Genomic DNA, 21,580 nt, shown 5'->3' on the forward strand with positions numbered 1-21,580 from the left:
GTATGGCACTGGAGCAGGTGCATCTCACCGGGGAGAAGGCCACCCTGCTCGCCACCCTGTACGGGCGGGCGCTGGACGCGCGGTCCCCGGATCCGATCCTCGGCGACGATCTGGCCGCCGAGGCGGTCGAACGCATCGACCACGACTTCACCGAGACCGGGATGAACGCCGGCCTGGCCGTCTCGGTCGCGATCAGGGCGCGGTTCATCGACCGGTGGGCGGCCGGGTTCCTGGCCACCCATCCCGAGGCCACCGTGCTCCACCTGGGCTGCGGCCTCGACACCCGCGTCCACCGGCTGGACCCGCCGCCCAGCGTCCGCTGGTACGACGTGGACTACCCCGACGTGATCGAGCTGCGGCGGCGCCTGTTCCCCGAGCGGCCCGGCTACCGCCTGATCGGCTCGTCGGTCACCGAGCTGAAGTGGCTGGAGCAGGTCCCGGGCCACGCCGCTGTGCTGGTCGTGGCCGAGGGCCTGCTCTACTATCTCGACCCCGGCGAGGGCCGGGCCCTCATCAGGGCGATCGTCGACCGCTTCCCCGGCGGCCAGTTCGTCTTCGACGCGGTGAGCCCGCTCGGGCTCAAGACGCAGAAGCTCAACAGGCCGGTGCGCAAGGCGGACGCCCACCTGGTCTGGGGCATCGACGGGCCGGGCGAGCTGCTGGCGATCCATCCGAGGTTGCGTTGCCTGAGCGCGGTGAGCGCGTTCGACATCGAGGGGTTCGACCGCCTGCCGACGCCGCACCGCGTCGCGGCCCGGATCGCCGGGCTGCTGCCGGGGGTGAAGCGGGCGGCGGTGTTCTACCGGCTCGGGTTCTGAGGGGCGCCGCCGTTGTCCCTGCGGTCCAGGGCGGTCTGCAGGGCCTGCGCGGCCTCGTCCTCATGCTCTTCGGCACGGTTCCAGGCATACATCTCGTACATGTGACTCATCTCATTTCGCGAGCCGTTCGGCGGACGAATGGGACTTATTGGCCGACACCACGACGCTCCGCGGCGAGTCGTCGACCTGCCCTAACAGGCCCCGCCGCGGCAGGTAATAAGTACGAGCACCTGGCGCATTACCAGCAACAGTACCCCAGCAATCTCATTGGATGTCCTAGTATCTTGCATGCTGAGACAACAAAGGCCGCCACCCGGAACCGGGTGACGGCCTTCAGGCCGGGCAGGAGGCTCAGCCCTCCAGGTCCACGGAGCGGCCGCTCTCGGCGCCGATCTCGTTCCCGATCTGGTCGATCACGTCGGCCGGGATCGCCGAGTCGACGGTCAGCGCGATGAGCGCGTTGCCGCCCTTGGTGGAGCGGGCCACCTGCATCGAGGCGATGTTGACGCTGTGCTCGCCGAGGAGACGGCCGACCACGCCGACGATGCCGGGACGGTCGGTGTAGGTGAAGAACGCCAGGTGGGCCGTCGGCTCGATCTCCATCTCGTAGCCGTTGACCTCGACGATCTTCGTGATCTGGCGCGGGCCGGAGAGCGTGCCGGACACCGAGACCTGGCGGCCGTCGGCGAGCACGCCGCGCACGGTCACCACGTTGCGCCAGTCGGGGCTCTCCGAGCTGGTCACCAGCTCCACGTTGAGACCGCGGTCCTTGGCCAGCAGCGGCGCGTTGACGTACGTGACCTGCTCCTCGATCACGTCGGTGAACACGCCCTTGAGGGCGGCCAGCTCGATCACCCGCACGTCCTCGGAGGCGATCTCACCGCGCACCTCGACGTCGAGCTTGGTGGCCACCTCACCGGCCAGCGCGGTGAAGACGCGGCCGAGCTTCTCGGCCAGCGGCAGGCCCGGCTTGACGTCCTCGGCCACCACGCCGCCCTGGACGTTGACCGCGTCCGGCACGAACTCGCCCGCGAGCGCCAGCTTCACGCTCCGCGCGACCTGGGTGCCGGCCTTCTCCTGGGCCTCGTGCGTGGAGGCGCCCAGATGCGGCGTGACGACGACCTGGTCGAGCTCGAACAGGGGGCTGTCGGTGCACGGCTCCTTGGAGAACACGTCGAGGCCCGCTCCCGCGACGCGCCCCTCCTTGATCGCCGAGTAGAGGGCGCCCTCGTCCACGATGCCGCCGCGGGCGACGTTGATGATGCGCACCGACGGCTTGACCTGGTGCAGCTCCCTGTCGCCGATGAGACCGAGGGTCTCCTTGGACTTGGGCAGGTGGACGGTGATGAAGTCGGCCTGCTTGAGCACCTCTTCGAGGCTGAGGAGCTTGACGCCCATCTGCGCGGCGCGAGCCGGCGGCAGGTAGGGGTCGTAGGCGATCAGCTCGACGCCGAACGGCTGCAGCCGCTGGGCCACGAGCTGCCCGATCTTGCCCAGACCGAGGATGCCGATGACCTTCTCGTCGAGCTCGACACCGGTGTACTTGGAGCGCTTCCACTCCCCGTTCTTCAGCGCGGCGTGGGCCTGGGCCGTGTTGCGCGCGCTGGCCAGGATGAGCGCGAGGGTCTGCTCGGCGGCGCTGGTGATGTTGGAGGTCGGCGCGTTGACGACCATGACACCGGCCTTGGTGGCGGCTTCGACGTCGACGTTGTCGAGGCCGACGCCGGCGCGGGCGACCACGCGCAGCTTCGGCGCCGCGGCGATGGCCTCGGCGTCGACCTGCGTGGCGGAGCGCACGATCAGGGCGTCCACCCCGGCGAGGGCGGGCAGCAGCTGGGAACGGTCGGCGCCGTCGGTGTGGCGGACCTCGAAATCAGCGCCGAGTACGGCGAGGCCAGCCTCGGACAGCTCCTCTGCGACCAGAACGACGGGCTTGTTCACTGGTGTGGATCCTTAACGGCACGGCGGGCATTCGGGGGACACGTCCACGGATCCCCCGACGGTCCCACAGATTCTATCCGGCGCTTGTGAACGCGTTCACGAGGCACCCACGATGTGAGACAGCTCCGCTCTACCCCCGGAGGAAGAAACTCATCCACTCCGCTCACATCTTTGTCTTGATCGGGAGATTTATTCGCCATTAGCCTGATAAGCCGTGGCCGAGTACCTAGGGTTCGTCTTATGAGCATCGGGAATCCTGCGCTTGCCGACGCGCTCGCTCAGCATGGCACTCCGCATCGCCTGCTGAGCGCTCTCGCCGACGGTGGAGTCCTGGTGGCAGTGCGGTCAGACCGCTCGGTCGTCCTCGGGACGACCCAGGCCGGAGACCGGGTGTTGCTCGGTTACACCGGCTCTGTCACCTATGCCAGGCACCGCGGCAGTCATTCCCTATCGGCGTGCGACGCCGACACCATCCTGGACATCCAGCGCGTCACCGGCGTGCGGGAGATCGTGATCGACGCGGCCGGACCAGCCGCCGCGGCCGTGCCCATCGACGACCTCCAGCGCTTCATGTCCTCGTCGCGTTCGGGGCCGACGCCCGTCCTCTCGGGGGCAGTGCCTGCCGCGTACGCGACGGGGGCGATGGCGACCGTGTCACGCGGTGCCGCGCTGGCCCAGGTGGCACCTCCGACTCCGCAGGCGCCGACGCTGCCGTGGGTGCCCGCGCCCCGGCCGCACCTGTCGGGGCCCATGCAGCAGGTGGACCCCGGCTACCGGCGGTGCGCGCATCCGATCCTGCCCGCGCTGCGGCAGGCCATCGGGCTGCTGCTCATGGACTTCCCGCTGGTGCACCACGTCTGGATCTCCGAGGCGCGCACGGCGTCCGGGGCTCCGGGGATCATGCTGCACGTGAAGGTGCACATGTCGGCCGCCGAGGACGTCGTACGCGACCTGCACCGCCTGGTACGCGCCCGGCTGCCGCAGTTCGCGGCCTCCGGTGCGCCGATCCTCATGGCGAGGGTCGCGGACACGCGCAGCGAGCAACGGATGATCGAGATCGGCGCGCACGTGGTGTGCGCGAACGTCATCGACTGACGCGAGCCATATGGCGCGGGGCCCGGGTGACCGGGCCCTGCGGCATGGGAAAAAGTGGGCCCTCCCGAACAAGCCCTCGCTCGGGTTCAATGAGTAAATGATCACACCGGCGGTGCGCTCGTCCACGGTCTCCAGGGGCGTGCGCCTCGGCTACGGCGTCGGGTCCTTCTGCACGGCCACGGTCAGCACCGTGCCCGGCCTGCTCCTGCTGTACTACATGACCAATTTCCTGGCCGTGCCCGCCTGGCTGGCCGGGGTCGTGGTGACCGCGCCCAAGGTCTGGGACCTGATCGTCAACCCGCTGATCGGCCGCTGGTCGGACCGGACCCGGTCGCGGCTGGGCCCCCGGCGGCCCTGGCTGCTGGCGGGCGCCTGCACGCTGCCGATCGCGTTCTTCCTGGTGTTCGCGGGGCCGCCGCTGACGGGCGTGCCCGCCGCGCTCTACGTGGGGGTGTGCTTCCTCGTGACGGCGACGGCGTACGCGCTGTTCGAGGTGCCGTACAAGGCGATGCCCGGCGAGATGACCCACGACTACCACGAGCGCACCTCGCTGCTGCAGTGGCGCATGATCTTCATCGGCGCGGCCACCGCGGTCAGCGGCGTGCTCGCCCCGGCCATCGTCACGAGCCAGGGCGAGCACGGCACGCTGGACAGCTACCGGCTGATGGCCACGGTGATCGCGGTCATCCTGCTCCTCGCCATGCTGGGCTCCTTCTTCGGCACGGCCCGCGCGCCCATGACCGGCGCGCCGGAGGCGGACCGGGGAGGGTGGCGCGAGCAGTTCGCCGCGATCAAGGGCAACCGGCCGTTCCTGTGGCTGACCATGCTGGCCTGCACGCAGATGCTCGCCGTGAGCATGATGCTGGCCGCCGCGCCGTACTTCGCCGCGTACACGCTCGGCTCGCCGAAGGCCACGCAGACGCTCTTCGCCGCGCTGGTCGGCCCGATCCTGCTGACGATGCCGCTGTGGGTACGCCTGGCCAAGCGCTTCGACAAGCGGGGCGCGATGATCCTGGCGGCGCTCCTGTACGCCGGCGGCACGACGGCTGCCCTGGCCACGCCGGTCCTCGGCATCGTGTGGGCGCACGTGACGATCCTGGTGGTCGGCGTCGGCTACGCGGGGGTGCAGTTGCTGCAGTTCTCGATGCTGGCGGACGTGATCGCGGTGGACGCCGCCGAGACCGGCAAGCGGCGGGCGGGCGTGCTGACCGGGCTGTGGACGGCCATCGAGAGCGGCGTCAGCGCGTTCGGCGCGCTGATCTTCGGGGTGATCCTGTCGATCGGCGGCTTCATCGAGTCCGAGCCCAGCAGGCCGGTCGAGCAGCCGGACAGCGCGGTGACCGCGGTTTTGATCGGGCAGACCGCGGTCCCGGCACTGATCATCTTCCTGTCGGTGCTGATGACGCTGAAGTACCGCCTCACGCCACCCGGCGCGCCAGCACCAGACGCGTCCGCGTGAACAACCCCGCCGTCAGCGCCGCCAGCAGGGGCAGCCCCACCACGACCCCGGCCAGGAAGAGCCAGGGGACGGCGATCGTCGTGGCTCCCGGGTTGAACAGGTCCATGATCCCGTAAACCCTCCGGGTCAGCGGCCAGGTCAGCGCGATGCCGCTGACGGTGCCCGCCGCCAGGCCCACCAGGGCGCCGAGGCCGGAGATGTAGGCCGCCTGGGCCGCCACCACGAGCCTGCGGACCCGCGCCGTCCCGCCGACCGCGGACAGGGTGTCGAGGTCCGGGCGCATGTCGGCGGCGGCCAGCCCGGTGGCCGCGAACGTGCCGCCGAGCACCAGGACCAGCGCGGCCACGAGCAGGATCGTCAGGGTGAAGAAGCGGCTCTCGGCGTTGCCCCGCTCCGCGAGGGCGTAGGCCTGATCTCCGACAAGGACCCTGATCTCCGTGGTCAGCCGCTGATCGTCGATATCTGTGTACGCCGCGTAGAAGGTCCGCTGCGACACCTTGAACCCCGCCTGGGTCAGCACGGACGGCGGGATCAGCACGCCTGTCTGACCGACGTCGGCCGGCGCCGCCGCCACGGCGGGAACCCGGAGGGTCGTGACCGGCTCCCCGTCCCAGTCACCGACCCCGATCCTGATCACGCCGTCGCGCATGGCGCCCGGGCTGAACGCCACGGCCTTGCCCGCCGCCAGTGCCGCCGCCGCCTGCGGATCCCTGCGTTTCTGGAGGAAGGCGAGCACCTCCTCGTCGGCCACCTCCGCGGGGCCGTAGTCATGATCGCGGGGGTCGCACGGGGACGTGCAGCCCTCCGGCAGGGCGACGCTCAGGCTGAGGAGCTCGCCCCGCGCGTCCATCACGTTCAGCCCGTTGACCAGGCTCACCCCCGGCAGCTTCTGCTGCACGAGCTCCCGCACCCGCGCCCACCCCTGATCGTCCGCCTTCCAGGCACCGATCACCATGGTGTCCGCGGGGACGATCGAGTTGCGTTTCGCCTCCTGGTCGACATAGTCGCTGTTGAGGCCGATGCCCAGCGTGACGGCTCCCATCGTGGCCGCCATGACCGCGGCGGTGGCGGAGGCCGTACGGACGCGGTGGCGGGAGGCGTCGCGCACGGACAGGCGCAGCGGGAGCGGCAGCCGCCCGGCGAGCCGCCCCGTGGCCTGGACCAGCCACGGCATCAGCGCGACCAGCCCGAACACCACCGGCATAGAGGCCAGCGCGACCGACAGCAGGCCCCGGTGCAGGGCGACCCCCGTCGCGGCCAGCCCGAGCAGCACCAGCACGGCCCCGAGCACGGGACGGCCCGCGCGGCCGGACGTGTCCACGGCGGCACGCCCGGCGAGCACGTGCACGGGGCTCTGCCGGCTCGCCTGGATCGCGGGCACGATCGCCGCGGTCAGCGCGCTCACCACGCCCAGCGCGGCCACGCCGAGCACCTGCGCCCAGGGCACGTCCGCCGGACCGTGCGTCCAGTCCAGCCGGCGGGCCGCGAGCCACTCCCCCAGCAGCCCGGCGCCGATGCCCAGGGCGGCGCCCAGCAGGGCCGCCGCGCCGCCGAGCACCAGGCCGTCGGCCAGCACGATGGTCTTGAGGTGCCGCCCGGAGCCGCCCTGCGCGGCGATCACGGCGAGCTCCCTGCGCCTGCGGCGCAGCCCTACAGCGAAGGCGGGGCCCGCGAGCAGGACGGTCTCGGTCACGATGAGCACGACGCCGACACCCAGCTCGACCAGCCCGTGCAGGTCCCGGGGCCCGGAGTCGCCGGCGCCGGAGCGCTCGATCAGGAACCGGGACTTGACGCCCAGGCCCACCTTGTTGAGCCTCTGCACGTCCGGCTGCTGGACGGGGGCGGCGGTGTCGATGAGCCAGCCGCTGTCGTTGCCGTCGTTCTGGTGCGGGAGCAGCCCTTCCGGCAGGGCGAGCATCTCGCGCAGGCCGGGCCGGTTCGGGTGCTCGGCGACCCCGACCACCCGCACGGTGCGGTCCGGCCGCCACGTCTTGATCGTGTCGCCGACCCGGACACCGCTGTCGATCAGCGCGGGGGACACGGCGACCTCACCAGGTGCGGCGGCGAACCTGCCCTCGACCAGGCGACGCATCCCCCTGGTCAAGGGGTCGCGCAGATCGGCCTCGAACACGTCGACCCGGCTGTAGCCGTCCGCCAGGCGGGCCTGGACGACGTTCGCCTGGTAGCGGAGCAGGCGGCCCTGGAGCAGGGTGCCGATCTCGGCGGGCGTCCACGGCCGCTCGGGACTCTGCGATTGGCGCATATTGGTGATCTCCCCGTCCGCGCTCTGCTCGACCGGGGTGCGGAACGGGGTCGTGGCGATGCGGGCGTCGGCCGCCCCCAACGTCGAGTCCAGCTTGTCGCGGCTGGTGATGCTCGTGGTGGCGGCGCCGGTGAGCACCGCCGTGATGACCAGGACGGGCAGGCCGATCATCACCATGATCAGCGCGGTCCGGCCCTTGAAACGCAGGGCGTCCCTGCGGGAGATGCGCAGCGCGGCGCGGAACGCGCTCATCGGGCGCTCTCCAGCCGCACGGCGCTCGACTCCACGATCACGCCGTCACGCAGGTAGACCACCCGGTCGGCCCAGCCCGCGTACCGCGGTTCGTGGGTGACCAGCAGGACCGCCGCGCCGGCGTCGCAACGGTTGCGCAGCAGCTGCAGGATCTCGTCCCCGGTGGCGGTGTCGAGCGCGCCGGTCGGCTCGTCGGCCAGCAGCAGCCGCCGATCGCCGACCAGCGCCCTGGCGATGGCCACACGCTGGCGCTGCCCGCCGGACAGCTCCTCGGGGAAACGGCCGGCGACCTCCCCGGCCCCCACCTCGGCGAGCACGGCCAGCGCCTCCTCGCGGGCGGTCCCGGAGCGCACGCCGTCGAGCTCCCTCGGCAGCATCACGTTCTCGGCGGCCGTCAGGGACGGGATGAGGTTCAGGTCCTGGAAGACGTATCCAACGCTGGTGCGCCTGAGCGCGGCCAGGTCCTTCACCCTGGTCAGGTCCTCGCCCTCGATGGTCACGGTCCCCGAGGTGGGCCGGTCGAGACCGCCCGCCACGTTGAGCAACGTCGACTTGCCAGAGCCCGACGGGCCCATGACCGCGACCAGCTCCCCCGCCGCCACCTCCAGGCTCACGCCCTTCAGGGCCTGCACCTGGCCGTGCTCGCGGGTCACGTCCCGCAAACTCACCACAGTCATCGCTCTTGCTCCTTGGACATCTGCTTGGAAACGGCCTCGCAGTGGTCCAGCCAGCGCTGCTCCGCCTCGGCCTTGAAAATCAGCGAGTCGAGGACCAGCCGCTGTGCGAACCCACCTGCCGCGGCCCGTTTGGCCCGGGTCAGCTCCTGCAGCCCGCGCATGGTGGCCACGCGCTGGGTCTGGATGACCTCGGCCACGTCCAGGCCACCGGCCACGGCCATCGCGATCTTGATGGCCAGCTCGTCCCGAGGCCGGTCGGACTGGGCGACGGGGGTGCTGAACCATCGCTCCAGCTCCTCCCGGCCGGCCTCGGTGATCGTGTAGACCGCGCGGCCCTGCTCGTCGGCTCCCCCTGGGGCCACCAGGCCATCTCGCTCAAGCCGGGAGAGCGTCGTATAGACCTGGCCGATGTTCAGCGGCCAGGTCGCCCCTGTGGACGTCTCGAACTCGACCCTGAGCTGATAGCCGTAACGCGGTCCGCTGCTCAGCAACGCGAGCAGTCCGTGTCTTATCGACATGGATACTGAGTATGCATACTGAGTATGCCCATCGCAAGCGATCCGTGTTTTCTGGACAGCGAGCGCCCTTCGGTCCGATACTCGCTACATGAGCTCGACGCAGCCGCCTTTTCGCGCATCAGACGGGGAACGCGACCGCGCGATCGGGGAGCTCAGGGACCAGGCCGTGGAGGGCCGGATCTCCCACGACACGTTCGTAGGCCGGGTTGACCAGGCGCTGCGCGCGCAGAACCGGCACGAGCTCGACAAGCTGGTCGCGGACCTGCCGCGCAAGCCGACGATCCGGCAGCGGCTGACCGACGCCGTCGCGTCGGTCTCCGAGTTCACCACCCGGGTGCAGTCCGCGTGGCGGCGGCCCCGGCTGCCCAAGCTGGCGCTGCCCGACGACGACCGGCTGCGTTACGTGGTGGGGCGCGGGTCGGCGTGCGACCTCGTCCTGTCGGACTTAACCGTCTCCCGCGTCCACGCCGAGCTGCGCCGCGAGGACGACGGCGAGTGGATGCTGGTGGACCTCGGCTCGCTCAACGGCACCCGGCTCAACGGGTGGCGGCTGGTGGGGCCGGCGCGGGTGCGGTCGGGTGACGAGATCTCGTTCGGCGACTGCGGTTTCATGGTGAGCTCGGGCCAGCCGTCCTTCTGACGCCTCCGCCCAGAGTCGCCCGACAAATACGGATATTTGCGGATTACAGCTGGCTTGCGGTGATCCACGCTGGCATGGCGATTCCCCATTCATTTGGAGACCCCCCATGCGGCGCACCTCAGCATCCCTCGTCGCGGGCACGCTCGTCGCGGCCCTCGCGTGGGCGTCCAGCCCCTCCTCCCCAGCCGTCGCCCTGGAGCCCTCCGCCGGCGTGGCGGACCTCAACCAGGACATCAACAAGATCCTCAGCGACTCCCGGCTCACGATCGCCAGAGCGGGCGTGGTCGTCAAGAGCGCCGCCACCGGCGAGGAGCTGTACGCCACGGACGCGGGCAAGCTCCTGACCCCCGCCTCCAACACCAAGCTGTTCACCTCCGCCGCGGCCGCCGAGACCCTCGGGCTCGACTACCGCTTCTCCACCACCGTGCTCTCCTCGGGCCGCAAGGCCGGGTCGCTGCTGGCCGGGGACCTGGTGCTGCGCGGGACCGGCGACCCGACCATGCTGGCCGAGGACTACGACGCGCTGGCCGCCAAGGTCGCCGCCGCGGGCGTCAAGGTCGTGACGGGCAAGCTGGTGACCGACGACACCTGGTTCGACTCGCAGCGGCTCGGCAACGACTGGTCGTGGGACGACGAGACCGCCTACTACGCGGCGCCCATCTCCGCGCTGACGGCCTCGCCCGACAGGGACTACGACGCCGGGTCGGTGATCGTCTCCGTGGCCGCCGACGGCGACCAGGTCAAGGTGTCCACCACCCCGGAGACCGGCTACCTGAAGATCGTCAACAAGGCCACGGTGGGCTCGGAGACCGACGTGCTCATCGAGCGGCAGCACAACAGCCGCACCGTCGTGATCACCGGCACGGTGAAGGACCCGTACCAGGAGTGGGTGGCCGTGGACGACCCCACGGCGTACGTCGCGTCGCTGTTCCGCGCGTCGCTGACCAAGCACGGCGTCAAGGTGCTCGGGCCGACCGTCACGGGCGCGGCCCCGGCCGAGGCCAAGGAGCTGGCCGGGCACCAGTCGATGACGCTGGGCGAGCTGCTGGTCCCGTTCCTGAAGCTGAGCAACAACATCCACGCCGAGATCCTCACCAAGGCCATGGGCCGCAAGGTCGCGAACCAGGGCACGTGGTCGGCCGGGCTCAAGGTCAGCACCGACTTCGCCAAGGCGAACGGGGTGCAGGTGATCAACATGCGGGACGGCTCCGGCCTGTCGCGCCGCGACGGCTTCTCGCCGGGCTCGATCGTGCAGCTGCTGACGGCGGTGCGGAGCAAGCCCTGGTTCACCACCTGGTACGAGTCCCTGCCCATCGCGGGCAACGCCGAGCGCTTCGTGGGCGGCACCCTGCGCAGCCGGATGCGGAACACGCCGGCCGCGAACAACGTCCACGCCAAGACGGGCTCGCTGACGGGGGTGACCTCGCTGTCCGGGTACGTCACGAGCGCCGAGGGCGAGCCGCTGATCTTCTCGATCATGCTGAACCAGTACCTGTCCGGCTCTCCCAAGGACATCGAGGACAAGATCGCCATCCGGCTCGCCCAGTTCACGCGCGCCACCGCGACCGCCGACGCCACGCAGCTCCGCGCCACGGAGCAGGGCGAGGCGGGGGACCTCGAATGCTCCTGGCTGAAGCCCGTGCAGTGCTAACCATCGCCTGAAATCGCCTGAAACCGCGCGGCCCTCTGACGCTCAGGGGGCCGCTGTGGTTTACCGGGATCGAGGCAGCTGGATCACGATTCGGCCACTTGGAGCTCCAAGTTAGGTCTGAAATTTCCGTACATCGTCGACTCGGGAGCGCCAGAATGCGGGTTCGACGCAATGTCGAGCCCTGAACCGGAGGAAAGAATGCGCGGACAGCTCCAGGCACTCGTCTGCCTCGGGAGTCTGGCGGCGTTGAGTTTCCCCGCGACCGCCGCGCAGGCGGTCACCCAGGCCGCCTCGGCGCAGGCGTGCCGCGTGGCCGCGGCCAAGCCGGTCGCGACCAGGGGCGTGGTCCAGGGCACCGCAACCAGGACGGGCTGCACTGACCAGGCCCGGCTCAGGGTACGCATCCAGGTCGTCGCGCCGGGCCCCGACCGGGTCCTCAAGAGCGGCTCGAAGACGGTCGGCACCGGGCGGATCACCGCAGGCGTGCGGTGCTCCCCCACCCCGCGCAGCTACTACGTGGTCGCGGTCGACTCGAAGGGGCGCAGCGGCCGGTCGCGCCCCGTGAGGCTGTCGTGCGCGTCGGGCGGCGGCTTCGCGTCCCCGATCGAGACGGAGGTCGTCAAGATCACGAACAGGGCCAGGGCGAAGAAGGGCTGCCGCCCCCTCATCCACGACCCCAGGCTGCACCTTGCCGCCGAACGCCATTCGGCCGACATGGGGGAGAACAACTACTTCTCGCACGACTCACGCGACGGCCGCACGTTCGACCGGCGCATCAGGGCCGCCGGTTTCTCCTTCAGCTCAGCCGCCGAGAACATCGCCATGGGCCAGCCCACCGCGGCCTCCGTGATGAGCGGCTGGCTCAAGAGCTCAGGAAACCGGGCCAACATCCTCAACTGCTCCTTCACCCACATCGGTGTCGGGCACAACGCCAAGGGACCGACCTGGACCCAGGTCCTCGCCACCCACTGAGCCACGGGAGCGTCGGGCCTCCACCGGCCACACCCGCCGGTATCCCACCGCACGCCCACGCGCTCCCTTCCGAGCGGGTCCGGCCGCGTCTCCCCCGCACACAGGACCGCGGCCGGGCCCGCAAACTCCCCGCTTACGAGCGGTCGGAGAAGCGGGCCAGGACCAGCGACTCGACCACGCCGACGACCGCGTACGCCAGGATCGACACGGCGGTGACCACCACGATGTCCGCCCACACCTCGTCGTAGCGGAAGCCGCCGATCGCCCGCAGGATCTCGGCGCCGATCCCCCGCCCGGTGGCCAGCCACTCCGCGATGAGCGCCCCGATGATCGAGGCGGGCACGGAGATCCGGGCCGAGGCGAAGACGGAGGGCATCGCGGTCGGCACGGCCACCTTGCGCAGGACGGTCAGGCGCGTCCCGCCGTACGCCATGATCAGGTCGGTGGCCTGCGGCGAGGCGGAGCGCAGCCCGAAGGCGATGTTCACCAGCGCGGGGAAGAAGACCACGATGCCGCCGATCACGGCCACGCCCAGCAGGTCGCGGCCGAAGATCAGGGTGATCAGCGGCGTCATCACCACGAGCGGCACCGAGCGCAGCAGCATCGCGACCGGCATGAACGTCTGCTCGACGGTCCTGAACAGCACGAACGCGACCGCCACGACCATGGCGGCGATCATCCCGGTGGCGAACCCGATGGCCGCGTCCCTGATCGTGATGCCCAGCGCGCCGAACACGGCCTCGCGGTGGGCGGCCGACGAGGTCAGGTACTCCCAGACCTGCGGCGGGCGCTTGCCGACGAGCGGGCTGATCCCGAACGCCTCCAGAGCCACCCACCACGCGGCCACGACGATGACCACGGAGGGAACCAGCGGCCCGACGATCCTCAGCACGGTGCGGCCGATCACTGTGACTCGCCTCTCGACCAGGGGGTGACCACGCGCGCGAGGAGGGCGACGATCGCGTACCCGAGCCCGGCGATCAGCCCGGACACGAGCGCGAGCCCCCACGTGCGCGGCACCTGGAACTGCTGCTGGGAGATCATCAGGGAGACGCCCAGCCCGGAGTCGTTGCTGCCGAGGTACTCGCCGATGATCGCGCCGAGCAGCGCGGAGGGCGCGGAGATCTTCAGGCCCGCGAACGTGCTGGGCAGGGCGGAGATGATCTGCACGTAGCGGAGCCTGGCCAGCCGGCCGCCGCCGTACACGGTGACGACGTCCAGGCTGGCCCGGTCGGCGGAGCGCAGCCCGAGCAGGGCGCCGATGAGCGTGGTGAAGAAGACGGAGATGGCGGCGAGGAAGACCACGGTGGCGTCGCCGCCGAAGACCACCAGCACGATGGGGCCGATGGCGAGCAGCGGGATGCAGTAGCTGATGACGGCGAGCTGGGTGGCGACGGCCTCCAGCCGGGGCACGAGCAGCACCAGCAGCGCCACGCCGATGGCCAGCCCATTGCCCCACAGGAAGCCCTGGACCGCCGCGCCGAGCGTGGCCGAGACGTTCGGGCCGTAGAAGGCCCAGCCGTCGGCGCCCATGGCGGCCAGCACCGCCCACGGGGTGGGCACCGCGCCGCCGCCGGCGAACACGGTGACGGCGAGCAGCCACCACAGCGCGACGAGCGCGACGACGCCGAGCAGCCCTTGGACGCGCCTCATGCGCCGTGCCCGAACAGCAGGTCGCTGAGGTGGTCGTGGATCGCGTGGAACTCGGGCGTACGCATCATCTCGGGGGTGCGGGGCCGGGGCAGCCCGATCTCCACCATCTCGATGACCCGCCCCGGGCGCGGGCTCATGACGGCGACCACGTCCGAGAGGAAGATGGCCTCGCCGATGCCGTGGGTGACCATGAGCGTCGTGGCGGGCTTCTCGGTCCAGATGCGCAGCAGCTCCAGGTTGAGCCGCTGCCTGGTCATGTCGTCCAGCGCGCCGAACGGCTCGTCGAGCAGCAGCACGCTGGGCTTGACCACCAGCGCGCGGGCGATGGACACGCGCTGCCGCATGCCGCCGGACAGCTCGGCGGGCCGGGCCTTCTCGAACCCCTCCAGCCCGACCAGCTTGATCAGGTCCTCGATCACGCCGGGCTCCGGCTTGAGCCCGGCGACCTCCAGCGGCAGCCGGATGTTGGCCGCGACGCTGCGCCAGGGCAGCAGCGCGGAGTCCTGGAAGGCGATGCCGAGGTGGTGGCTCCTGCGCAGCTCCTCGGGGGTCTCGCCGTTCACCCGGATCTCACCCGACGTGGGCTCCTCCAGCCCGGCGAGGATGCGCAGCACCGTGGACTTGCCGCAGCCGGAGGGACCGAGCAGCGACAGGAACGAGCCCTTCGGCGTCTGGATGTCGACGCCCTGCAGCGCGGTCACTCCCTTGCCGAAGGACTTGCTCAGCCCCGCGATGCTGATCCCCGTCATGACAGCTTCAGGCTCGGGTCGGCCTTGTAGATCTCGTCCAGGATCGTCAGGTCGAACAGCTGCTCGGCCTTGATGGTCAGGCCGGCCTTGGCGAGCGAGGCGATGTTCTGCTCGATCAGCTCCGGCGTCATCGTGAACAGGCCGTTGGCCTTGACGTCGGGGGTGACCACGAGCTCGTTCTGCATCTTGGCCTCCTCGGTCTGCTCCTTGACGTCGAGGTTCTGGTCCTTGCCGTAGACGGTGGCGGCCAGCTCGGCGGACTTGGCCGGGTCGGCGACGGCGTCCCTCCAGCCCTTGATCTCGGCGGTCAGGAACGCCTTGAGCTTGTCGCGCTCCTTGTCGATCGTCTCCTGCGTCACCGTGAACGTCTCGGCGACCAGCGGCAGGCCGGCGTCGGCGAACAGCAGGTAGGCGGGGTCGTGGCCCTGCATCCGCAGCCGTACGGGACCGCTGGTGACGTAGCCGACGTAACCGTCGAGCTGCCCGGAGGTGAGCATCGAGGGGTCCGACTGGAACGGCACGCGGGTCACGCTCGACGGGTCGAGGTTGTTGGCCTTGAGCAGCGCGTTCCAGACCAGCTCGTTGGAGTCCTGGACGCCGATCTTCTTGCCGACGAGGTCCTTGGCGTCCTTGATCGGGTTCTTGTTGAGCGAGACGATCGCGAACGGGTTCTTCTGGAAGGTCGCACCGACGATCTTCAGCTGGGCGCCCTGCAGGACGGCCGGGGCGGTGATCGTGGGCGCGGACAGGCCCGCCCAGCAGCGGCCCGTGGCCAGGCCCGACTCGACCGAGGTGCCGGAGCCGCCGCCCGACAGGAGCTCGACCTGCGAGAACCCGGCGGCCTTGAAGTAACCCTTGGTGTCCGCGAAGTACTCGCCGGCGAACTCGACGTTCTTCTTCCAGGAGAGCTGGAGCTTGACCGAGCCCAGCCCGCTCGTTTCTCCGCCCCCGCCGGCGGCCGTGGTCTCGCCGCAGGCGGCCAGGCCGAGCGCCAGACCGGCCAGACCTGTTGTCCGCAGGAACGCGCGGCGATCGAGAGAAATAGCCATAATTCATCCTTGAGCGGCGGTGAACGTGCAGGTCAGGACGGTATCCATTGATTATTACCATCGTGTGACGGTGGTTTTGGACGCCCGGGCACCGGAAGCCGTCACGCAGGGAGAATGCGGGAAAACCGCTGGCGAGCCCTGTAGGTCCCTACGAGAGCGCCGTCCGAGGACCGTAGATCCCTCCAGCCGCCCGGCGGCTCCGGTAGCGTCGAGCCTGAAATGAGACTCGACGGAATCCCCCTTTGGGACGGTACCGAATATCGCGGCCCAGTCGATCTGAGCTGGGAGCCGGACCGGATCATCAGCGTGCAGCCGGACGCCGTGCCCGGCCACGACGGTCTGTGCGTGCTCCCCGGCCTGGTGGACACGCACGTGCACCTGGTCGGCTACGCGGGCCCCGGCGACCCGCCGGACTTCGCGACCTGGCCGCTGGTGACCACCCGGGACGAGCAGGTGCTGCACGGCGCCGCCCACGCCCAGCGGGCCATGCGGCACGGCGTGACGACCCTGCGCGACCTGGCGGGCGACGAGGCTCAGATCGCGCTGCGCCGGGTGTTCGACGCCGGGGTGCTGCCCGGGCCGCGCGTCCAGGTGCACGGCGTGGTGGGGATGACGGCCGGGCACAACGACCTGTTCGTGCCGCCCGCGTTCCCCGTGCGCAAGCCCACGGCGGACGGCCCCGACGAGTGCCGCAAGCTCGTACGCGCCTGGGCCCGCGCCGGCATGGACGGCATCAAGCTCACGACCAGCGGCGGCGTGCTGTCGATCGGCGACAAGAACGCCTGGCGCAACTACACCCGCGACGAGATCAGGGCGGTCGTCGACGAGGCGCACGCGCTCGGCATGCTGGTGGCCTCGCACGCCCACTCCGAGGACGGCATCCGCGTGGCCGTCGAGGAGGGTGTCGACTCGATCGAGCACGGCACGCTCATGAGCAAGGACCTGGCCGAGACGCTGGCCGCCCGGGGCACGCCGGTCGCGCCGACGCTGCTGATCAACGAGGCCATCGCCGAGGGCCGCGTCCCCGTCACGCCCGAGGCCAGCGCCAAGGCCGCCGAGCTGATCGCCCGCCGCGACGTGCTGCTGGCCCAGGCCGCCGCGCTGGGCGTGCGGTTCGTGCTCGGCACCGACGCCAACGGCCACCACGTGCAGTTCGGCGACCAGTTCGCCGAGGTCGTCCACATGACGCGGGTGCTCGGCATGGACGCCGAGTCCGCGCTGCGGGCGGCCACCTCCGACGCGGCCGACTCGATCGGCATGCCCGTGGGGCGGATCGCGCCGGGGCTGGGCGCCGACTTCGTCGTGCTGCGCGGGCGTCCGTGGGAGCGCATCGAGGACCTGGCCACGGAGAACATCGTGGCCGTGGTCTCACGGGGCCGCGTCGTCGCGGGCCGCCTGCCCGTCTCTCCCTGACCGCAACGCCAGGTAGAGGTCGGTACGGTCGCGCATCGACGACATGCGCCGCCCGGTCAGCTCCTCGATCCGCTGCATGCGGTAGCGCAACGTGTTGACGTGCACGTACAGCTCGTCGGCGGTGCGCTGCCAGGAACCGCACGTCTCCAGGAAGATGTCGAGCGTGCGCAGCAGCTCGGAGCCGTGCCGCGCGTCGTACTCCTCCACCGGCCCCAGCAGGTGATCGCGGAAGGACCGGCGCACGCTGGCCGGCAGCGCGGCCATCAGCAGGTCGAAGCTGTCGATGTCGGCCACCGACATGATCGACACCGGCCCCGGGCCGCCCCGCGCGGACTCCATGCCCCGTCTGGCCGTCTCCAGCGCCTCGCCGAGCTGCGACACGCTGGCCGCCATCTCGCTGATCCCGGCGGCGATGCTCAGCCCGGGGCGCTCCGCCACCAGGCCGCGCAGCTCGTCGGCCAGGCTCTTGCGCGACGCCCGGCCGTTGACCAGCACGATCGCCTCCTGGGAGGTGCCGCCGACGATCAGGTGCCGGCCCCTCCTGGCCAGGCCCTCGTGCAGGACCTCGGGCAGGTCGTAATCGTCATTCACCGGTCCCGTCCGCGTGACCGCCATGGCGGCGGTCGGCAGGCCCGGGTCGGCGCCGAGCAGTCGCAGGTGCGCGGAGACCTCGCCCGGCGGGATGTGGCCCAGCACGTCGAGCAGCGTCTGCGCCCTCACCCGTTCGGCCCTGCGCTGCTCGGTCGCGAACCCCTCGGCCGTCACGACCTGCGTGATCACGCCGAACGACTGGTCGGGGGCGGCCAGGAGCAGCGGCAGCCGGCGCCGTTCGCACGCCTTGACCAGCTCCTCGGGCAGCTCTCCCAGCACGATCAGCCCCACGACCAGGCCGGCGGCGTCGGTGGCCCACAGCGCGTCGGCGAACCGCTCGCAGTCGGCCGGCTCGCCGTACCAGACTCCGCTGGTGAGCACGAGGTCGCCGGACTGCAGGTAGCGTCGGGGGTCGGGCAGGTCCGTCGGGTACGCGCGCCGGATCTCGCGGTCGACCTCCTCGTGACCCGTCACAAGCGTCAGCCGCAGGTCGTCGCGCGCGAGCAGGTCCGACAGCCTCATGAAATCTGATGTTATGCCAGCTCAAAACCCAAGAGTTCAGAGGTTCGCACGATACTCCGACCTCGCGGTGTCGGGTTTACTCGTGGTCATGCGTCCCAAAGCAGAGCTCCATCTGCACATCGAAGGCACCCTCGAGCCAGAGCTCGTCGTCGAGCTGGCCCGGCGTAACCGGATCGACCTGCCGACCTTCGACGTGGACGCCATCCGCTCCCGCTACTCCTTCACCGACCTGCAGTCCTTCCTGGACCTCTACTACGAGCACATGGCGGTCCTGCGCACCGAGGAGGACTTCTACGACCTCGCCGCCGCCTACCTGCGACGGGCCAAGGAGCAGGGCGTGCGGCACGCGGAGATCTTCTTCGACCCGCAGGCGCACCTGAACCGGGGCGTGCCGCTGGAGGCGGTGTTCGGCGGGCTGTCGGCGGCCCTGAAGGACGGCGGCGTGTCGGCCGCGCTGATCCTGTGTTTCCTGCGCGACCAGGGGGCGGACGAGGCCGAGCAGGTGCTGCGGGCGGCGCTGCCGTACCGGGAGTCGTTCATCGGGGTGGGGCTGGACTCGGCGGAGGTGGGCTACCCGCCGTCGCTGTTCAGGCGGGTCTTCGAGATCGCGGCCGCCGAAGGGCTGCACCGGGTGGCGCACGCGGGCGAAGAGGGCGGTCCCGACTACGTGTGGGAGGCGCTGGACATCCTGCGCGTCGAGCGGGTGGACCACGGGATCAGGGCCATGGAGGACCCGCAGCTCGTGGCCAGGCTCAGGGACGAGCGGATCCCGCTGACGGTGTGCCCGCTGTCGAACGTACGGCTGCGCGCCGTGCCGTCCCTGCGTGACCACATCCTGCCCGCGATGCTGGACGAAGGGCTCGTCGTGACCGTCAACTCGGACGACCCCGCGTACTTCGGCGGTTACGTCGAGGACAACTACGCGGCGCTCCAGCGGGAGCTGGGGATGACGGACGAGCAGCTCGACCGGATCGCCCGCAACTCCTTCGATGCTTCGTTCGCGTACGAAGGGTGAGACTACGGGGACCTGCCCCTCGGCATCGGCCGCCGAGGAGCAGGTCCGGTAGCGGCATCGCTGTTCTGGCGAGGTGTTCGCAACCACCGCCTCCGAGTGGCCCTGCGTGGGTGACGGACGCGGATTCGAAGTGCGGGCCGACCACCTGCGCGAGGCCTCTCTCACAGACGAGACTGGGCGAGACCGTGAGGCCCGACCCTGCGGGCGGGCCCCGTGGTCACGTTTCTCAACCGCCGAAGAGACTACTTAGGCGAGCGTGCACTTCCGGTTGTCGTTCTCGTCGTGACGGCTGAGGATGTCGAGGATGTCGCCGGTCTTGACGCTCAGCAGGCTGTTCTCGTTCGTGTTGATGTCGCCGCCGGCGATGAGGTTGTCGTCGCCACAGACGAACAGGATCTTCCTGTTGTCGTCGTGGTCCTTCGGGAAACCGGTGGTGGCCGCGAACGCGGAGCCGCCGAACACGGCCATCCCGGCGACGAGGCCGGCCAGAACGAGTCCATGTCTGTACATGTCGATTCCTCTCTGATGCATTTCAACTACTCTCCGTAGCTGTCGGAGGGAGATGTCCCCGACGCTCGACTGCGACAAACGCCCACAATTTTCACTTTTGACCCTGCGGGCGCTTCTCTCACAGACGAGTGGTTGAGCAAGACCAAGGGGCCCGGCCTGACAGGCGGGCCCCGTGGTTACGTTTCTCAACCGCTGAGGAGACTGCTTAAGCGAGCGTGCACTTCCGGTTGTCGTCCTCGCTGTGGGCGCTGAGGATGCCGAGGATGTCGCCGGTCTCGATGTTCAGCAGCTTGTTCTCGTTCTTGTTGATGTCGCCGCCGGCGATGTAGTTGTCGTCGCCACAGACGAACAGGATCTTCCTGTTGTCGTCGTGGTCCTTCGGAAAGCCGGTGGTGGCCGCGAACGCGGAGCCGCCGAACACAGCCATCCCGGCGACGAGGCCGGCCAGAACGAGCCCATGTCTGTACATATCGATTCCTCTCTGGTACATGTCCACTACTCTCCGTAGCTGCCGAGAGTGAATGTCCCCGGCCCCCAACTTCGACAAACGCCCACAATTTCGCTCTTGACCTGGCGAAATGGCGCGCATGGCCGAACCGATATACAGATCGTCGATCTTGACGTGGCAGTGCTTCCCCGTGGTGACTCCTGTACCTTTTCCCACCTCGCCACAGACCATGGCGCGGGCGCATTCGGGGCCTCAGACTGGTACATACGGGCGGTGATCATGACCATGCGTAACGACCCGCCCCTTCCGACCGCCCCGAACTCGACGTGATGAGTGCCCTGGTGCTGGTCGGGCTGGTGTTCTTCCACGCGTCGCCGGCGTTCGGCTCCCAGGACGACTTCCACGGATCACGTTCGTCGGCGCGGCGCTCCACGCGATCTGGGCCGCTCACGTTCTCGCTGCTGCTCGCGCCGCTGGTGCGGCGCGCCAGGTTCCCGTTCGGGATGCGGGGGCCTACGGCACGGTGAGGATGACCGGGCCGTCCGCGGTGATGGCGACCGTGTGCTCGACGTGCACGCTCCTGCTGCCGTCTCCCGAGCACACCGACCAGCCGTCCTCGGACATGTAGTACTCGTCGTCGCCCCCGGCCATCAGGCTCGGCTCGATCGCGATCACCAGGCCGGGCCGCAGTCGCATCCCGCGTCCCGCGCGGGCCTCGTTGGGCACGAACGGCGACTCGTGCATGGCCCGCCCGATGCCGTGGCCGCCGAAGTCGTTCTGCATGCCGTATCCCGCACCGCGCCCGACCGTGGACATGGCGTGGCCGATGTCTCCCATCCGGCCGCCGGGCACGGCCGCCTCGATGCCGGCGGCCAGCGTCTCCTCGGCGACCCTGATGAGCTTGAGGTCCTCCGCGCGCTGCTCGCCGACCGCGAAGCTGACCGTGCCGTCGGCGTGCCACCCGTCCACGAACGCGCCGCAGTCGACGCTGATCAGGTCGCCGTCACGCAGCCGGTACGGGCTCGGCAGGCCGTGCAGCATGACCCCGTTCACGGACGTGCAGATCACCCCCGGGTACGGGGTCGCGCCGAACGACGGGTGGTAGCCGAGGAACGACGCTCCCGCCTTCGCGTCCTCGATGACCGTCCGGGCCACCTCGTCGAGCGCCTTCAGCGAGACGCCGACGGCGGCCCGCTCGCGCACCGCGGCGTGGACGGCGGCGACGACCCGCCCCGCCTCCCGCATCGCGTCGATCTCTCCGGCACTCTTCAGCTCGATCACGGCCCCTCCTCGCATGCGTTACCAATAACTATACCGGTATTACTATCACGCTACGAGGGCCTG

General features: G+C 70.2%; 21 protein-coding genes. 9 read left to right on the plus strand and 12 right to left on the minus strand.

Annotation, left to right across the window (positions count from 1 at the left end):
• Positions 1 to 2: 2 nt before the first annotated feature.
• A complete protein-coding gene (locus ACWEPL_RS02085; RefSeq protein WP_397373059.1) occupies positions 3 to 818 on the plus strand; it encodes a class I SAM-dependent methyltransferase in 816 nt (271 codons plus the stop codon).
• Positions 819 to 1,169: 351 nt separating this feature from the next.
• Here ACWEPL_RS02085 and serA read toward each other — a convergent pair whose 3' ends face one another.
• Positions 1,170 to 2,759 (minus strand): phosphoglycerate dehydrogenase, encoded by a 1,590-nt coding sequence (serA, locus tag ACWEPL_RS02090; RefSeq protein WP_363976120.1) that lies wholly within the window; start codon positions 2,757 to 2,759, stop codon positions 1,170 to 1,172.
• A 333-nt stretch (positions 2,760 to 3,092) separates the two neighbouring features.
• Here serA and ACWEPL_RS02095 point away from each other — a divergent pair, with 333 nt between their 5' ends.
• Both ACWEPL_RS02095 and ACWEPL_RS02100 read left to right on the plus strand, forming a co-directional pair.
• The gene (locus tag ACWEPL_RS02095) at positions 3,093 to 3,854 is read left to right on the plus strand and encodes a hypothetical protein (protein WP_452434749.1); all 762 of its coding nucleotides are present in this window, start codon (positions 3,093 to 3,095) and stop codon (positions 3,852 to 3,854) included.
• Between the two features lie 97 nt (positions 3,855 to 3,951).
• On the plus strand, positions 3,952 to 5,313 hold the full coding sequence (locus ACWEPL_RS02100; RefSeq protein ID WP_363976124.1) for an MFS transporter: 1,362 nt from the start codon (positions 3,952 to 3,954) through the stop codon (positions 5,311 to 5,313).
• Here the strand turns inward: ACWEPL_RS02100 and ACWEPL_RS02105 are convergent.
• Genes ACWEPL_RS02105 through ACWEPL_RS02115 form a run of 3 tightly spaced genes read right to left on the minus strand, consistent with a single transcriptional unit; the run spans position 5,273 to position 9,023 of the window.
• The gene (locus tag ACWEPL_RS02105) at positions 5,273 to 7,828 is read right to left on the minus strand and encodes an FtsX-like permease family protein (protein WP_452434751.1); all 2,556 of its coding nucleotides are present in this window, start codon (positions 7,826 to 7,828) and stop codon (positions 5,273 to 5,275) included. The genes ACWEPL_RS02100 and ACWEPL_RS02105 overlap by 41 nt on opposite strands.
• Positions 7,825 to 8,505 (minus strand): ABC transporter ATP-binding protein, encoded by a 681-nt coding sequence (locus ACWEPL_RS02110; RefSeq protein ID WP_363976130.1) that lies wholly within the window; start codon positions 8,503 to 8,505, stop codon positions 7,825 to 7,827. Before ACWEPL_RS02110 ends, ACWEPL_RS02105 begins: the two co-directional genes overlap by 4 nt.
• Positions 8,502 to 9,023 carry a PadR family transcriptional regulator gene (locus ACWEPL_RS02115; protein ID WP_355208797.1) on the minus strand — a complete coding sequence of 174 codons (522 nt, stop codon included), beginning with the start codon at positions 9,021 to 9,023 and terminating at the stop codon, positions 8,502 to 8,504. The genes ACWEPL_RS02110 and ACWEPL_RS02115 overlap by 4 nt, the downstream gene beginning before the upstream one ends.
• 88 nt (positions 9,024 to 9,111) lie before the next feature.
• On the opposite strand from ACWEPL_RS02115, the gene ACWEPL_RS02120 reads away from it, so the two are divergent.
• The 3 genes from ACWEPL_RS02120 (at position 9,112) to ACWEPL_RS02130 (ending at position 12,286) form a co-directional block, all read left to right on the plus strand.
• Entirely contained in the window at positions 9,112 to 9,663 is a 552-nt protein-coding gene (locus tag ACWEPL_RS02120) for a DUF1707 and FHA domain-containing protein (protein WP_350729636.1), read from the plus strand.
• A 106-nt stretch (positions 9,664 to 9,769) separates the two neighbouring features.
• Positions 9,770 to 11,314 carry a D-alanyl-D-alanine carboxypeptidase/D-alanyl-D-alanine endopeptidase gene (gene dacB, locus ACWEPL_RS02125; protein ID WP_452434753.1) on the plus strand — a complete coding sequence of 515 codons (1,545 nt, stop codon included), beginning with the start codon at positions 9,770 to 9,772 and terminating at the stop codon, positions 11,312 to 11,314.
• Between the two features lie 198 nt (positions 11,315 to 11,512).
• A complete protein-coding gene (locus ACWEPL_RS02130; protein WP_452434755.1) occupies positions 11,513 to 12,286 on the plus strand; it encodes a CAP domain-containing protein in 774 nt (257 codons plus the stop codon).
• A gap of 133 nt (positions 12,287 to 12,419) precedes the next feature.
• On the opposite strand, the gene ACWEPL_RS02135 is transcribed toward ACWEPL_RS02130, so the two are convergent.
• The 4 genes from ACWEPL_RS02135 to ACWEPL_RS02150 are packed head-to-tail and all read right to left on the minus strand — an operon-like array spanning position 12,420 to position 15,737.
• The gene (locus ACWEPL_RS02135; RefSeq protein WP_355208791.1) at positions 12,420 to 13,193 is read right to left on the minus strand and encodes an ABC transporter permease; all 774 of its coding nucleotides are present in this window, start codon (positions 13,191 to 13,193) and stop codon (positions 12,420 to 12,422) included.
• Positions 13,190 to 13,939 carry an ABC transporter permease gene (locus ACWEPL_RS02140; protein ID WP_350729629.1) on the minus strand — a complete coding sequence of 250 codons (750 nt, stop codon included), beginning with the start codon at positions 13,937 to 13,939 and terminating at the stop codon, positions 13,190 to 13,192. Before ACWEPL_RS02140 ends, ACWEPL_RS02135 begins: the two co-directional genes overlap by 4 nt.
• Positions 13,936 to 14,688: an ABC transporter ATP-binding protein gene (locus ACWEPL_RS02145; protein WP_350729627.1), complete on the minus strand. Its 753-nt coding sequence runs from the start codon at positions 14,686 to 14,688 to the stop codon at positions 13,936 to 13,938. The genes ACWEPL_RS02140 and ACWEPL_RS02145 overlap by 4 nt, the downstream gene beginning before the upstream one ends.
• The gene (locus tag ACWEPL_RS02150) at positions 14,685 to 15,737 is read right to left on the minus strand and encodes an ABC transporter substrate-binding protein (RefSeq protein WP_355208788.1); all 1,053 of its coding nucleotides are present in this window, start codon (positions 15,735 to 15,737) and stop codon (positions 14,685 to 14,687) included. The genes ACWEPL_RS02145 and ACWEPL_RS02150 overlap by 4 nt, the downstream gene beginning before the upstream one ends.
• Before the next feature lie 219 nt (positions 15,738 to 15,956).
• Here ACWEPL_RS02150 and ACWEPL_RS02155 point away from each other — a divergent pair, with 219 nt between their 5' ends.
• Complete coding sequence (locus ACWEPL_RS02155; RefSeq protein WP_452434757.1) at positions 15,957 to 17,150, plus strand: metal-dependent hydrolase family protein; 1,194 nt, start codon at positions 15,957 to 15,959, stop codon at positions 17,148 to 17,150.
• Here ACWEPL_RS02155 and ACWEPL_RS02160 read toward each other — a convergent pair.
• On the minus strand, positions 17,106 to 18,263 hold the full coding sequence (locus tag ACWEPL_RS02160) for a PucR family transcriptional regulator (RefSeq protein WP_363976146.1): 1,158 nt from the start codon (positions 18,261 to 18,263) through the stop codon (positions 17,106 to 17,108). The two genes, ACWEPL_RS02155 and ACWEPL_RS02160, sit on opposite strands and share 45 nt — an antisense overlap.
• An 88-nt stretch (positions 18,264 to 18,351) precedes the next feature.
• Between ACWEPL_RS02160 and ACWEPL_RS02165 the strand changes: the two genes are divergently transcribed.
• Complete coding sequence (locus ACWEPL_RS02165; protein ID WP_452434758.1) at positions 18,352 to 19,278, plus strand: adenosine deaminase; 927 nt, start codon at positions 18,352 to 18,354, stop codon at positions 19,276 to 19,278.
• 246 nt (positions 19,279 to 19,524) lie between these two features.
• On the opposite strand, the gene ACWEPL_RS02170 is transcribed toward ACWEPL_RS02165, so the two are convergent.
• Both ACWEPL_RS02170 and ACWEPL_RS02175 read right to left on the minus strand, forming a co-directional pair.
• Positions 19,525 to 19,788 carry a hypothetical protein gene (locus ACWEPL_RS02170; protein ID WP_355208778.1) on the minus strand — a complete coding sequence of 88 codons (264 nt, stop codon included), beginning with the start codon at positions 19,786 to 19,788 and terminating at the stop codon, positions 19,525 to 19,527.
• Between the two features lie 205 nt (positions 19,789 to 19,993).
• Entirely contained in the window at positions 19,994 to 20,257 is a 264-nt protein-coding gene (locus ACWEPL_RS02175) for a hypothetical protein (RefSeq protein WP_192787646.1), read from the minus strand.
• Between the two features lie 308 nt (positions 20,258 to 20,565).
• Here ACWEPL_RS02175 and ACWEPL_RS02180 point away from each other — a divergent pair, with 308 nt between their 5' ends.
• Positions 20,566 to 20,763 carry a hypothetical protein gene (locus ACWEPL_RS02180; protein ID WP_452434759.1) on the plus strand — a complete coding sequence of 66 codons (198 nt, stop codon included), beginning with the start codon at positions 20,566 to 20,568 and terminating at the stop codon, positions 20,761 to 20,763.
• Here ACWEPL_RS02180 and map read toward each other — a convergent pair.
• Positions 20,750 to 21,517 carry a type I methionyl aminopeptidase gene (map, locus tag ACWEPL_RS02185; protein WP_363976157.1) on the minus strand — a complete coding sequence of 256 codons (768 nt, stop codon included), beginning with the start codon at positions 21,515 to 21,517 and terminating at the stop codon, positions 20,750 to 20,752. The two genes, ACWEPL_RS02180 and map, sit on opposite strands and share 14 nt — an antisense overlap.
• Between the last annotated feature and the right edge of the window lie 63 nt (positions 21,518 to 21,580).

The sequence above is a fragment of the Nonomuraea sp. NPDC004186 genome (genome assembly GCF_053603495.1).